General features: G+C 73.1%; 11 protein-coding genes. 9 read left to right on the top strand and 2 right to left on the bottom strand.

The window, feature by feature from the left end; translation table 11 throughout:
- Positions 1-60: 60 nt before the first annotated feature.
- The 8 genes from NOD94_RS02380 to NOD94_RS02345 all read left to right on the top strand — a co-directional run bounded on the left by NOD94_RS02380 (position 61) and on the right by NOD94_RS02345 (position 7981).
- The gene (locus NOD94_RS02380) at positions 61-2328 is read left to right on the top strand and encodes a heavy metal translocating P-type ATPase (protein WP_281204001.1); all 2268 of its coding nucleotides are present in this window, start codon (positions 61-63) and stop codon (positions 2326-2328) included.
- 9 nt (positions 2329-2337) lie between these two features.
- The gene (locus NOD94_RS02375; protein ID WP_281204000.1) at positions 2338-2619 is read left to right on the top strand and encodes a metal-sensitive transcriptional regulator; all 282 of its coding nucleotides are present in this window, start codon (positions 2338-2340) and stop codon (positions 2617-2619) included.
- A 399-nt stretch (positions 2620-3018) separates the two neighbouring features.
- Positions 3019-3414 carry a BlaI/MecI/CopY family transcriptional regulator gene (locus NOD94_RS02370; RefSeq protein WP_281203999.1) on the top strand — a complete coding sequence of 132 codons (396 nt, stop codon included), beginning with the start codon at positions 3019-3021 and terminating at the stop codon, positions 3412-3414.
- A complete protein-coding gene (locus NOD94_RS02365) occupies positions 3411-4319 on the top strand; it encodes a M56 family metallopeptidase (protein WP_281203998.1) in 909 nt (302 codons plus the stop codon). Before NOD94_RS02370 ends, NOD94_RS02365 begins: the two co-directional genes overlap by 4 nt.
- A gap of 155 nt (positions 4320-4474) precedes the next feature.
- Positions 4475-4954, top strand: coding sequence for a GNAT family N-acetyltransferase (locus NOD94_RS02360; protein ID WP_281203997.1), 480 nt, complete (start codon positions 4475-4477; stop codon positions 4952-4954).
- A 309-nt stretch (positions 4955-5263) separates the two neighbouring features.
- The gene (locus tag NOD94_RS02355; RefSeq protein ID WP_281203996.1) at positions 5264-6166 is read left to right on the top strand and encodes a class I SAM-dependent methyltransferase; all 903 of its coding nucleotides are present in this window, start codon (positions 5264-5266) and stop codon (positions 6164-6166) included.
- 90 nt (positions 6167-6256) lie between these two features.
- Positions 6257-6694, top strand: coding sequence for a transcriptional repressor (locus NOD94_RS02350; protein ID WP_281203995.1), 438 nt, complete (start codon positions 6257-6259; stop codon positions 6692-6694).
- A gap of 234 nt (positions 6695-6928) precedes the next feature.
- On the top strand, positions 6929-7981 hold the full coding sequence (locus NOD94_RS02345; RefSeq protein WP_281203994.1) for a helix-turn-helix transcriptional regulator: 1053 nt from the start codon (positions 6929-6931) through the stop codon (positions 7979-7981).
- A 504-nt stretch (positions 7982-8485) separates the two neighbouring features.
- On the opposite strand, the gene mshA is transcribed toward NOD94_RS02345, so the two are convergent.
- Both mshA and NOD94_RS02335 read right to left on the bottom strand, forming a co-directional pair.
- Positions 8486-9802, bottom strand: coding sequence for a D-inositol-3-phosphate glycosyltransferase (gene mshA / locus NOD94_RS02340; protein WP_281204097.1), 1317 nt, complete (start codon positions 9800-9802; stop codon positions 8486-8488).
- Positions 9803-9951: 149 nt separating this feature from the next.
- On the bottom strand, positions 9952-11526 hold the full coding sequence (locus NOD94_RS02335) for a class I tRNA ligase family protein (RefSeq protein ID WP_281203993.1): 1575 nt from the start codon (positions 11524-11526) through the stop codon (positions 9952-9954).
- A gap of 324 nt (positions 11527-11850) precedes the next feature.
- Between NOD94_RS02335 and NOD94_RS02330 the strand changes: the two genes are divergently transcribed.
- Entirely contained in the window at positions 11851-12594 is a 744-nt protein-coding gene (locus tag NOD94_RS02330; protein WP_281203992.1) for a PIG-L deacetylase family protein, read from the top strand.
- The last annotated feature ends 87 nt before the right edge of the window (positions 12595-12681 follow it).

The following is a 12681-nucleotide window of genomic DNA, read 5'->3' as shown; positions in this document are numbered from 1 at the left end:
GATCCGGTCCGTCCACCGGGCCCCGGCCCCCACCCCGCGCTCGAACGAGGAGCAGCCCTCATGACCACCATCACCTCCGGCGCCGCCCAGGTCGAGCTCGCCATCGGCGGCATGACCTGCGCCTCGTGCGCGGCCCGCATCGAGAAGAAGCTCAACCGCATGGACGGCGTCGAGGCGACCGTCAACTACTCCACCGAGAAGGCCAAGGTCACCTTCGACGCCGACATCTCCGTCGCGGACCTGATCGCCACCGTCGAGGCCACCGGCTACACCGCGCAGGAGCCGACCCCTCCCCGCACGGACGTCGGCACCGGCTCCGGCTCAGGCGGCGAGGAGGACGACGGGGCCGAGGAGCTGCGCCCGCTGCGGCAGCGGCTGATCACCTCCGTCGTCCTCTCCGTGCCCGTCATCGCCATGGCCATGGTCCCGGCGCTCCAGATCGACTACTGGCAGTGGTTGTCCCTGACGCTGGCCGCGCCCGTCGTCACGTACGCCGCCTGGCCCTTCCACCGGGCCGCGTGGACCAACGCCAAGCACGGCGCGGCCACCATGGACACGCTGATCTCCGTGGGTACGACGGCAGCGTTCCTCTGGTCGCTGTGGGCCCTGTTCTTCGGCACGGCCGGCACCCCCGGCATGACCCACGCCTTCGAGTTCACCATCGCCCGCACCGACGGCGCGGGGAACATCTACCTGGAGGCGGCGGCCGGGGTCACCGCCTTCATCCTGGCCGGCCGCTACTTCGAGGCCCGCTCCAAGCGCAAGGCCGGCGCCGCCCTGAAGGCGCTGCTGGAACTGGGCGCCAAGGAGGTCACCGTGCTGCGCGGCGGCCGCGAGGTCACCGTGCCCACCTCCGACCTGCAGGTCGGTGACCGCTTCCTGGTCCGGCCCGGCGAGAAGATCGCCACCGACGGCACCGTCGTCGAGGGTTCCTCCGCCGTGGACGCCTCCATGCTCACCGGCGAGTCCGTGCCGGTCGAGGTGTCCGTGGGGGACTCCGTCACCGGAGCCACCCTCAACGCCGGCGGCCGGCTGGTCGTCGAGGCCACCCGGATCGGCGCCGACACCCAACTGGCACGGATGGCACGGCTGGTGGAGGACGCGCAGAACGGCAAGGCCGCCGCGCAGCGCCTCGCCGACAAGATCTCCGCGGTGTTCGTGCCGATCGTCATCGGCCTCGCGCTCGCCACCCTCGGCTTCTGGCTCGGCACCGGCTCCGGCCTCGCGGCCGCCTTCACCGCCGCCGTCGCCGTACTGATCATCGCCTGCCCGTGCGCCCTGGGCCTGGCCACCCCGACCGCCCTCATGGTCGGTACCGGCCGCGGTGCGCAGCTCGGCATCCTGATCAAGGGCCCCGAGGTCCTGGAGACCACCCGCAAGGTCGACACCATCGTCCTGGACAAGACCGGCACCGTCACCACCGGACGGATGACCCTGCTCAAGGTGCACACCGCCGAGGGCGTCGCCGAGAACGACGTACTGCGTCTGGCGGGTGCGCTGGAGCACGCCTCCGAGCACCCGATCGCCCAGGCCGTCGCGGCCGGGGCGAGCGCCCGGGTCGGTGCGCTGCCCACCCCCGAGGACTTCGCCAACGTCCCCGGACTCGGTGTGCAGGGCGTCGTCGACGGGCACGCGGTGCTCGTGGGCCGCGAGAAGCTCCTCGCCGAGTGGGCGATGGCGCTGCCCGCGCACCTGGAGCGAGCCAAGGCCGAGGCGGAGGCCGCCGGGCGCACCGCCATCGCCGTGGCCTGGGACGGCGAGGCGCGGGCCGTGCTGGAGGTCGCCGACGCCGTCAAGGACACCAGTGCCGAGGCGATCCGCCGGCTGCGGGCCCTCGGGCTCACCCCGATCCTGCTGACCGGCGACAACAAGGCCGTCGCGGAGTCCGTCGCGGCCGAGGTCGGCATCGACGAGGTCATCGCCGAGGTCATGCCGCAGGACAAGGTCGACGTCGTCAAGCGGCTGCAGGCCGAGGGGCGCAGCGTCGCCATGGTGGGCGACGGCGTCAACGACGCGGCCGCGCTCGCCCAGGCCGACCTGGGGCTGGCCATGGGCACGGGTACCGACGCCGCGATCGAGGCCGGTGACCTGACCCTGGTACGGGGCGACCTGCGGGCGGCGGCCGACGCCATCCGGCTCGCCCGCAAGACCCTCGGGACCATCCGCTCGAACCTGTTCTGGGCGTTCGCCTACAACGTGGGCGCCCTGCCGCTCGCCGCGGCGGGACTGCTCAACCCGATGATCGCCGGAGCGGCCATGGCCTTCTCCTCGGTCTTCGTCGTCGGCAACAGCCTGCGTCTGCGCGGCTTCCGGGCCGCCGCCAACTGAGGAGCCCCCGTGGCCGGTTACGGAGAACAGAAGGAGGACGTCATCAGACGTCTGCGGCGGATCGAGGGACAGATCCGCGGCGTGCAGCGCATGGTCACCGAGGACGCCTACTGCGTCGACGTGCTGACCCAGGTGTCCGCGGTCAACGCGGCGCTCCGGGCCTGCGCCGTGACGCTCCTCGACGATCACCTCGGCACCTGCGTCGTCGAGGCCGCCGCCCGGGGCGGGGACGACGCCCGGGTCAAGGTGGCCGAGGCCACGGAGGCCGTCGCCCGTCTCGTCCGCGCGTAGGTCCGGCCCACGGCCGACGCCCCCGTTCCACCCCCGCGACCGAGCAGCCCGGTCGGCGACATCCGCCGACCGGGCTGCTCCGCTGTGCGCGCGGACGGCCCCGGCCCCGGCCCGCTCCCCGGGTCGGTCGGAAACCCGGGTCCGCGTCGTCGTGGAGCAGGGTCGCGTCACCCGTCGCCCGGCGCGATCGCGGCCGGATCGGGGGCTGTTCGGCACTTGGCGCGCAGCACCCGGGCCGTGGCCGTTCTCCAGGGCGCGCCGGGGATACGAGTGGTGGATCGCCGGTCCCCTCCCCCGCCCCGGAGGGACCCGGTGCCGGCGGTGCGCCCGGCCGGGTACGGACCCGTCGCCGGGGCGGGCCGTAGCATGAGCCGCTCGCGAGCGGGAGGGCCGAGAGGGATGCGCGTACGCCGGCTGGGAGAGCTGGAGGCCGAGATCATGGACCGGGTGTGGCAGTGGGAACGCCCCGCCTCCGTCCGCGAGATCGTCGACGACATAAACCGTGGCCGCAAGGTCGCCTACACCACGGTCATGACCGTGGCCGACATCCTTTACCGCAAGGGTTGGTTGAGCCGCGAGAAGTCCGGCCGGGCCTGGATGTACGAGGCCGTCCGCAGCCGGGAGGAGTACACGGCGGCCCTCATGCAGGACGCCCTCGGCGACAGCCAGGACCGCAGGGCCGCCCTGCTCCGGTTCGTGGAACGCATGTCCCACGAGGACGTGGCGGCCCTGGACGAGGCCCTGCGCGCCGCCCATCCCGACCGCCCCGCCGGCCCGACCGGAGGCACCCGGTGAACCACCACGTCCTACCGCCCCTCGGACTCGCCCTGATCACGGGCCTGGTGATCCCCTGGATGCTGCTGCGGGCCCACTGGGCCCAGCAGGTGCCCCGGCTGGGACTGGCCGTGTGGATCATGTGCGGTTCCGTCTTCGCGCTCGCCACCGCGATCCTGCCCGCCCAGCTCCTGCTGCCCGCGGAGACCAGTCACCGGCTCATCGACGCCGTCCTGACCCTGAGCCCGCCCTCCCCGCGGCGGCTGGCGGACGGGACGGCGCGCGAGTTCCTCGCCGCCTCCACGGCCCTCGCGGTCCTGGCGCTGCCCGGCACCGGCTTCGTACGGGAGCTCGTGCGGGCCCGGCGGGCCCGCGGCCGGCACGCCGAACTGCTGCGGCTGGTCGGCCGGTACGACGCCGAGCTGGGGGTGACCGTACTGGACGACGCGCGCCCGGCGGTGTACTGCCTGCCGGGGCGCTCGCGGCGGGTCGTGATCTCCTCGGGGGCGGCGGACGTCCTGACGGAACAGGAGCTGGCCGCCGCGCTCGCCCACGAGCGGGCCCACATCGCCGGCCGGCACCACCTGCTGCTCGCCGCCGCGGGGGCGTATTCGACCGTCTTCCGCCGGCTCCCCCTCGCCCGGATCGGCGGCCAGGCGGTACCGCTGCTGCTGGAGATGGCCGCCGACGACCGTGCGTTGCGGGGCTGTTCGCGTGACGCCCTGGCCACGGCGCTGTACGCGTTGGCGGCCGGGCACGCGCCGCGTCGGGCGTTCGCGGCGGGCGGCCCGTCGGCGGCGGTGCGGATGCGCCGCATCCTGACGCCGCACCGGGTGGGTCACGCGGTCCTGCGCGGACTGCTCGCGGTGACGGCCGCGATGTCGGTCATCGTGCCCACGGTCGTCGCCTGTTGTTGGACCTCTTGATAGCGGCTGCGCCCGGCCCTTCCACCTACGTTCCCCCCAACCCGGCTATTTACTAAGCCAATTCGTAGATTTCACCTTGCCCCCGACCACTCGAATTGCCCGCTATTCTGGGCGCGTGCGGGCTCAGGACCGGTGCGGCGAGAGGGGCGGAACAAATGCTGCTGGCTGACGTGCGGACGGCAGCGCCCGGCGACGCGACGGCGATATCCCGGCTCCTCGCCGACGCGATTCGCGAGGACTACGGCAGCGCCCTCGGTGAAATCCGTGTCGGCCGCCTGGTGTCGGACCATTGCTCGCTGCCCCGCATAAGAGCGGAAATTGGAATTCCGGGCGGGGCGCCCGGCTGGCTCGGTTGGCTGGTCGCGGCCGGTCCGGACGGCGCCGTCGTGGGAGCGGTCTCGGGCGGTGTGCCCGTCGCCTCGGAGGGCGAGGTCTACGCCCTGTGCACGACTCCGGCCCGCCGCCGGGAGGGCGTCGGCACGGCCCTGCTGGCGGCCGCCACCGACCGGATGCGGGCACACGGGGCCACGGCCCAGCGCATCGGCCTCCCCGTCGAACGGGCCCCGGCCCTGCCGTTCTTCACCCACCACGGCTTCACCGCGCTGACCCCGCTCCGGCTCGGCCGCACGCTCTGACGATTGGCCTGATCCTGCGGCTCCCACGCGGTCGGGGCTCCCGCGTGTGGTCGGGGCTCCCGCGACGTGCCCGGCCGGCCCGACCCGAAGGCTGCCGCGCGCCCGGTCGGTCGACTTCCGCGCTCCCGACGCACCGCCCGCCCCGCGGCCCGGCGGGCGTGGCAGATCCACGCCATCGCGTGTTCACGCAGCCCGCCGCTCTGGCCCAACCCCCGCGCCGCAGGACAGGATTTCACCAGCGGCGACAGGTTCCCGACGGCACGGGAGCCCCGCCCGGACGGTAGGACCGAGCGAGCCCCTGGAGGAGCGATGCACACACCGAGCGGCACCTTCCTGCCCGTCATGCCGGTCGTGCCCACCGCGCCCACCACACACGCGGCGCCCCTGGCGGCGCCGCCGGCCGCGTACCCGACCGGAGGCGCCGTGCCGGCGCCCGCGGACTTCCTGCCCGGCCTGGAATCGACCGCCCCCGCCGACGAGGACGCGGTCTGGTTGCACGACGCGCTGCTGGGCCCGCACAGCGCGGACATCGTCCGCTACCTGAGCCTCGCCCGGCGCTGCGGCGGCCCGGTCCTGGACCTGGGCTGCGGCTCCGGCCGGCTGGCGGTCCCGTTCGCCCGCCAGGGCTTCTCCGTCGAGGCCGTGGACCGGGACGCCGACTGCCTGGAGCGGTTGCGGGCCTGGGGCCGGCGGATCGGGCCCCAGGTGGCGCGCCGCCTGGTCACGACCCGGGCCGATCTGGCGGAGCTGCGGCTGCGGCGCACGTACCGGCTGGCGCTGCTGGCCGGCACGATGATCGCGGCGGTACCGCCGCCCGCCCGGCCCGGGCTGCTGCGGGAGATCGCCGCCCACCTGGAACCCGGCGGGGCGCTCGCCCTCGACTTCACGGCACACCGGCGGCAGGGGCTGTCCGAGGAGCCGGTGCGCACCTGGGCCTTCCCGGTCCCCCGCTTCGACGGCATCGAGGAGTGGGCCGTGGCCCGCCAGGTCTTCGACCTGGACGACATGAGCGAACGGGTCTCCTACCACTGCGTGCGCACCGGCAAGCTGAGCACCGAGCGCGTGGTCCGGACGACACGGAAGTGGATCGTGGACGCCGAGCGTCTCGAAGCGGAGCTGCGCGCGGCGGGGCTCCGGGTGGACCACCGCGGGCACCACCGCGTCGACGAGCGGACCGAAAGCGTCCTGCTCGTCTGCCGGGCCCGCGCCTGACGGCCGCCACGCACCCCCTCCACAAGGCCGGGCAAGAGGTACGATGCCCCCAAAGGTTTGAGCGGACCAGATGACGGATGGGGCGCAGCGATGGCTGTCGTGGAGGAGTCGACCGGCCGCGAGGCGGTGATCCAGCGCCTTCGCGACGTGGGTCTGCGCGTCACCGGCCCGCGCCTCGAAGTGCTCCAGGTGCTGGCGGCGGGCGGCCACATGGACGTCGAGTCCATCACGGCCACCGCCCGCGAGCGGCTGGGCACCCTGACCAGCCAGGCCGTCTACGAAATGCTGCGGCACTTCCTGGAGACCGGCCTGGCGACGAAGTTCGACCGCCCGGGGCTGCCGGCCGTCTTCGAGGTCTCGGGCCCACCCCACCAGCACGCGCTCTGCCTGCGGTGCGGTCGCGTGGAGAACGTGCGGGTGGAGGTCCCGAAGCCGGCGGGCGGGGAACTCCGGTCGTGGCGGATGGACGACGCGGAGGTCATCTTCAAGGGGCTGTGCCCCGACTGCCTGAGCGCGTCACGGGACTGACACCGACCGACGCCGAGGACGAACCGACCCGCCCCGTAAGCAGGGGAGTTGGGCCCGCGATCGTCCCGGCGGGCACCCCGGCACCACCCCGTCCCGGCAGGTCCGCGGCGCGGCCGCGCACCCCGGGCAGGACGTGTGACGCCGGTCACATCCTTTTCCCGGGGGCGGGGACTCCCTCGCGGGCATGTGCCAAAGTGTGACTGTCGATTCGTAAGATGAGGGGGTCGCTTCGCAATGGCAACGGGCGATGGCAGGGACGGCGTCCAGTCGGCCGACAGGGTGCTGGCCCTCTATCAGCAGCTGCGCCTGCGCGGGGTGTCCAACCTCAACGACGTCTTCGCGGAGCTCGGACTGGCCCCCGAGGAGCGGGAACGGTGGCGCGCGGAGCTGATCACCCTCGGCCTCATCGTGCCGACGGGCATCACCCACGCCACCCGCGCCGACCTCCAGTCGGGGGCCTGGCAACCCGGGCCGGACGCGGTGGCCGTGGTCGACCCGGAGATCGCCCTGTTGCGGATGCTGCAACGCGAACGCGAGCGGCTGCGCGAGCACCTGGACGAGTCCGACCGGACGTACAGCGCCCTGGAGACGTTGGTCGGGAAGTTCCTGCGCCCCGGTTCGCTGAGCGGTTCCGAGGTCGAGGTCGAGATCATCGACGACTACGGACGGATCCAGCAGGTGCTGGAGGACATCACGGACGTCATCCGCCACGACCTGACCTCCATGCACGTGACGGCCCTGGTGCGGGAGGTCGCCGACCGGGTGCTCAGCCGGGACCGCAGGCAGATCGACAACGGGGTGCGCATCCGCGCCATCTACCACCAGCGGATCACCACCTCGCCGGAGGCGGTGGAGATGCTGCGCCGCCGGGTCGAGGCCGGGGTCGAGATCCGACTGTCCCCCGCCGCCCCGATGAACATGATCATCGCGGACCAGCAGTTCGCCGTACTGCCCGTACACCCCGACGACCGGTCGGCCGGCGCGATCCTCGCCCGCGGCCCCGCCCTGGTCCGCTCCTACCTGGCGCTGTACGAGCACTGTTGGCACGCGGCGACACCGTACGGGGACGACGTCGCACCGGAACTCGGCGGCGACGGGCTGTCCGAGCAGCAGCGGGCCGCGCTCAAGATGCTCGCCTCGGGAATGAAGGACGAGAAGGTCGCCCGGAACCTGGGGGTTTCCCTGCGGACGGTGAGCCGCATGCTGTCCGAGTTGATGCAGGAAATGGGGGCGTCGAGCCGTTTCGAGGCCGGGGTACGGGCACAGCGGCTCGGATGGCTTGATTGATTCACCCCCCATCGACCCCGGACACCCCTTCCGGGAGCCCCGCCCGAAATACGGCCGCAACACTCCGGGCGGCCCGAAGGAAAAGCCCCGCGGCCGCCCGGGGGCGATTGCGGGGCTCGTCGCGGGACCCGTCCGGGCGGTTCAGTCCCAGCCGTTGCCGTTCGACCGGGCCGCCGGCCGGGCGGCGGCGGTACAGGCCCGATGGGCGGGGGCGGCGTGGCGGGCGTTCGCGCGGAGTGCGGTGGTGTGCGCTGCCGACATGATTCCTCCAGGAATGTGAAAGGTCGATTCCGTCCTCGCGGATCCGTGCCGCCGGAATTCCTTCGAAGACATCTCCATTGTCGTATGCCGGGCCCGGTCGGACCAGGTTTCTTTAGCGCACCTGAGGTGGAACTGGAGTCCTTGCAGGAGAATCCCGCAAGGGCATGCGTCAGTGACGTCTCCGCGCCAATTCTGCGCACTTCGCAAGGGGTTTACGGAGACGTTACAGTTGCGCACCTTTGGTCAGCTCAAAAGAGCTGCTAGGGTGGAATTCCGACCTTCTCGACCCTCCAGGAGAGAGGCGTCGGCGAGGCAGGAGCGTGCCGTCGCTCCTGCCTCATTCATTCCGGGTCCCGACCGTTCCGCGCACAGTACGTCCCGGTAGACGTCCAGGGTCCGGGCGGCCGCGGTCTGCCAACTCATGGATCGGGCGTGTCCGACCGCCGCTCTGCCCATGACGGCGCCCGCCTGCGGGTGTTCCGCGAACCAGCGCAACCACCGGGCGTACTCCACCGGGTCGTTGCCGTGGACGAGCATGCCCGTCAGGCCGTCCCGCACGGCGGTCGGCAGTCCACCGACGGCCGAGGCCAGTACGGGGGTCCCGCACGCCTGCGCCTCCAGGGCCACCAGTCCGAAGGACTCGCTGCGCGAGGGGACCATGAGGACGTCCGCCGCCCGGTACCACCGGGCCAGCTCGGCCGGCGGCACGGGCGGGAAGTGGCGCAGTACGTCCGACACCCCCAACTCCCTTGCCAGTTCCCAGGCGTCGCCGCGCGGACCGGCCCCCGAGTTCCCGCCGACGACGGGGACGATGGTCCGCCGACGCAGTTCCGGAGCCTCCCTCAGCAGTTCGGCGACGGCCCGCACCATCACGTCCGGTCCTTTGAGGGGCTGGATGCGGCCGGCGTAGAGGGGTACGAACGCGTCGACCGGAAGCCCGAGTGCGGCCCGCGCCGCGGCCCGTCCGCGGCCGGGAACGAACGTACGCAGGTCGACGCCTGGCCGGACGATCTCCGTCCGGCCGGCGTCCGCTCCGTACAGTTCCCGCAACGCCCTCGCCTCGTCACCGCTGTTGGCGATCAGCCGGTCGGCGGAGCCGACCACCTGGTGTTCGCCGCGGATCCGCGAGGGCGGCTCCGGGGTGTCGCCGTCCGCGAGCGCGGCGTTCTTCACGCGGGCCAGGGTGTGGGCGGTGTGCACCAGCGGCACGCGCCAGCCGACGGCCGCGATGCGGCCGGCCTGCCCGGACAGCCAGTAGTGGGAGTGGACCAGGTCGTAGCGCCGTTCCTCCTTGAGCAGCGCCAGCGAGAACGGCACCACCAGGGCGGGCATGTCCTCCTTGGGCAGGGGGGCGCGCGGACCGGCCTCCAGGTGGCGCAGCCGTATGCCGGGGCCGAGGTCGGCCCACCGCGGCCTGGCCTCACCCCGACAGCGGGTGAACAGGTCGACTTCGACGCCCAGTTCGGCGAGTGCGCGGGAGAGCTGGACCATGTAGACGTTCATGCCGCCCGCGTCCCCGGTGCCGGGCTGGTGCAGCGGCGAGGTGTGGACGCTGAGCATGGCGACGCGCAGGGACACGTGGAGCTCCTACGGGCAGGGGCCTCGTGTGCCCCGTACCGCCGTGTGACCGGCGCGGGTTCACGCGGCGAAGAGGGGGATGGTGTCGTCGTACCATGTTGCCGTTCGCGGGGTGGGGGTCCGCGGCCCGGTCAGAAGCCGAACACCGGTCCCGAGGGCGGTGCCAGCCTGGTGCCCGGTGCGGGCGGGGCGAGCACGGCGGCGGAGACCGGACCGCCCGGTTCGACCCCGAGCGCGGCGGCCAGTCGGTCCGCGCCCTCGGGCATGACCGGCCGTGCCCAGGCGCCGAGTGCGCGGGCCACGGCCAGTTGGGCCGCGAGGACGGGCAGGTGTCGGCGTCCCGCGGTGGGTCGGTGGGCCTCGTGCGCGTTGACGTGGCCGAAGTCGGAGGCCGACCGGACCATCTCGTCGAGCAGGGCCATCGCCCTGCGGGGGTCGAACGCCTCGGGTGAGTAGGCCTCGCGCAGGTCCTCCACCCCGCGCAGCAGCCGCCGTTCCAGTACGTCCCAGCCGGCGCCGCCGGGCAGCGCGGGCGGAACCAGGCCGGCGCACTCCTCCCTCACCGCGGCGAACAGGCGCGACAGCCAGTTGTTCCAGCTCTCGTCCAGTTCGCGGCGGGCGGCTGCCAGCCGGTCGGTGTGGAACGCGGTGCGGGCGGCCACGGGGCGCGCCTGGAGGACGTGCCGGCGCAGGGTGTCCGAACCGTACTCGGTGATCAGGTCCAGCGCCCAGGCCTTCTCCCCGGCCCCCCAGGACAGTGCCTGGTCGTCGATGACGTACGCCTCGTTGACGCAGAACCGCTGCGGCAGCTCGACCCCTTGGGCGAACAGGAGGACGGGCAGCAGGACCGCGTGACAAAAGGCGTGGCCGAAGCCGCAGAAGTGAATGGCCCGTTCGGGCAGCGGCCGGTCGCCGTGCCCGAAGAGGTGCATCGCGGCTGCCTCGAAGCAGCCGTCGATACGGTGCTCGGGGAAACCCTCGACCGGTACGGGCAGCCCCCACCCGGCGGGGTGGGACACTGCGACGTCGGGCAGGCCGTCCTCGGCAAGGGACTCGCACAGGGCGGCCAGGCGCGGTGGGAGGCCGGTGGCGGCCCAGTAGGCGGCGAGGGCCTCGCGGTGCGGTTCCAGGGGGATGTAGAGGCGGCGGCAGCGCCGGGGCGTGGCCGGGGACCCGCACTGGACGCACTGCGGATCCAGCAGGTCGCCGCCGTCGTTGGGGCGGGCGCACTCGTGGCACATGCCGCCGTCGCTGGGGGCGGAGCAGTGCGGGCAGGAGCCGGTGACGTGCGCTCCGTGGAGCCAGCGCCCGCAGGGTTCGCAGTACGGTGTCAGGCGGGTGCGGGCGGCGATGACGCCCTCCGCGTGGAGCCGCCGGAACAGGTTCGCCAACCAGCGCCCGTAGCCCTTGTCCTGGCGGGGGCGCACGATGTGGTCGAACTCGACGCCCGAGCGCAGCCAGTCGGCCGTGATCGCCTCGCGGTAACCCTCGGCGACCTCCTCCGGCTTGCGGCCGGCGCGGAGCGCGCGGACGTGGACGGAACTGGTGTGGTCGGCGGTACCGGTGGTGAACAGGACGGGCTCGCCCTCGGCCCGCAGGTACCGGGACAGCACATCCGCGGCGACGTACGGTCCTGCGAGATGGCCGACGTGAAGTTCGCCGTGGGTGGCCGGTGGGGTCGCGGTGATCCATACGGGGGTGCTCATGGGACCTCCTTGACGCTGTGGTGCGAAGTACGCAGCGAGGCTCGGAACGGAAGGGGCGGAGGCCCGCCCCGCACGCCGCGGGAGGGCCCGGGGAGAGCGGGGTGCCCATACAAAGCGTGACAGAGAAACGAACCAAGCGGTCTGATTAACGCTTGCGCGTTCACGCCATGCGTGGAAACGCCAGGAGGGCCCGGGCCGCCACGACCCCTCCCCCGGACGGCCCGGTGGGGCCTCCGGGCTGCGCGGTGGCGTAGAGATGTCATGTCGCGAGTACGCCAGAGGGCCCGCCTTGCGGCCCAGGTCCGCGCCCAACACGCTGATCCCATGGAACACTTCGCGACCGATCGCACAGACCTGAGCGCACCGGAATCCCTGCTGGTCGTGGCCGCGCACCCGGACGACATCGAGTTCTGCGTCAGCGGGACGGTCATGCGGTGGATCGCGCAGGGCACCACCCGGGTGACGTACTGCATCGTCACCGACGGTGGCGCCGGCGGATACGACGAGCAGCTCCCGCGCCAGGCCATGGGCGACCTCCGGCGCGCCGAGCAGGTCCACTCGGCCAAGCGCAGCGGCGTCGACGACGTCCGCTTCCTCGGCTATCCCGACAGCTACGTCGAATCGAACCTGGAGCTGCGCCGCGACCTGTGCCGGGTGATCCGGCAGGTCCGCCCGCAGCGCGCCGTCATACCGAGCCCCGAGATCAACTGGGGGCGGATCGCCGACCTGCACCCCGACCACCGCGCGGTGGGCGACGCCGCCCTGCGGGCGATCTACCCCGAGGCGCGGAACCCGTTCGCGCATCCGTCCCTCCTCAAGGAGGAAGGGCTGGAACCGTGGATCGTCCCGGAACTGTGGCTGATGACGGGTCCCACGCCGAACCGCTACGTCGACGTCACTCCCGTCTTCGACCGCAAGGTGGAGGCCCTGCGCATCCACACCTCGCAGACCGCGCACTTCGACGACCTGGCGGGGCTGTTGCGGAGCTGGCTCGGTGACCACGCGCGCTCGGCCGGGCTGCCCGCGGGGCGCATGGCCGAGGCCTTCCAGGTCGTTCGGATCGACTGACGACGCGCACCGGCCGGGGGGGGGGGGGGGGGGGGGGGGGGGGGGGGGGGGGGGGGGGGGGGGGGGGGGGGGGGGGGGGGGGGGGGG

Source organism: Streptomyces sp. Isolate_45, assembly GCF_024721315.2.
Classification (GTDB): Bacteria; Actinomycetota; Actinomycetes; order Streptomycetales; family Streptomycetaceae; genus Streptomyces.
This window is presented reverse-complemented; position numbering and strand designations above follow the sequence as displayed.

Bases quoted from the DNA above. Each gene is read 5' to 3' on its own strand.
- NOD94_RS02380 (WP_281204001.1), top strand. From the start codon at position 61: ATGACCACCATCACCTCCGGCGCCGCCCAGGTCGAGCTCGCCATCGGC.
- NOD94_RS02350 (WP_281203995.1), top strand. From the start codon at position 6,257: ATGGCTGTCGTGGAGGAGTCGACCGGCCGCGAGGCGGTGATCCAGCGC.
- mshA (WP_281204097.1), bottom strand. From the start codon at position 9,802: ATGCTCAGCGTCCACACCTCGCCGCTGCACCAGCCCGGCACCGGGGAC.
- NOD94_RS02370 (WP_281203999.1), top strand. From the start codon at position 3,019: ATGCGCGTACGCCGGCTGGGAGAGCTGGAGGCCGAGATCATGGACCGG.
- NOD94_RS02360 (WP_281203997.1), top strand. From the start codon at position 4,475: ATGCTGCTGGCTGACGTGCGGACGGCAGCGCCCGGCGACGCGACGGCG.
- NOD94_RS02330 (WP_281203992.1), top strand. From the start codon at position 11,851: ATGGAACACTTCGCGACCGATCGCACAGACCTGAGCGCACCGGAATCC.
- NOD94_RS02355 (WP_281203996.1), top strand. From the start codon at position 5,264: ATGCACACACCGAGCGGCACCTTCCTGCCCGTCATGCCGGTCGTGCCC.
- NOD94_RS02345 (WP_281203994.1), top strand. From the start codon at position 6,929: ATGGCAACGGGCGATGGCAGGGACGGCGTCCAGTCGGCCGACAGGGTG.
- NOD94_RS02335 (WP_281203993.1), bottom strand. From the start codon at position 11,526: ATGAGCACCCCCGTATGGATCACCGCGACCCCACCGGCCACCCACGGC.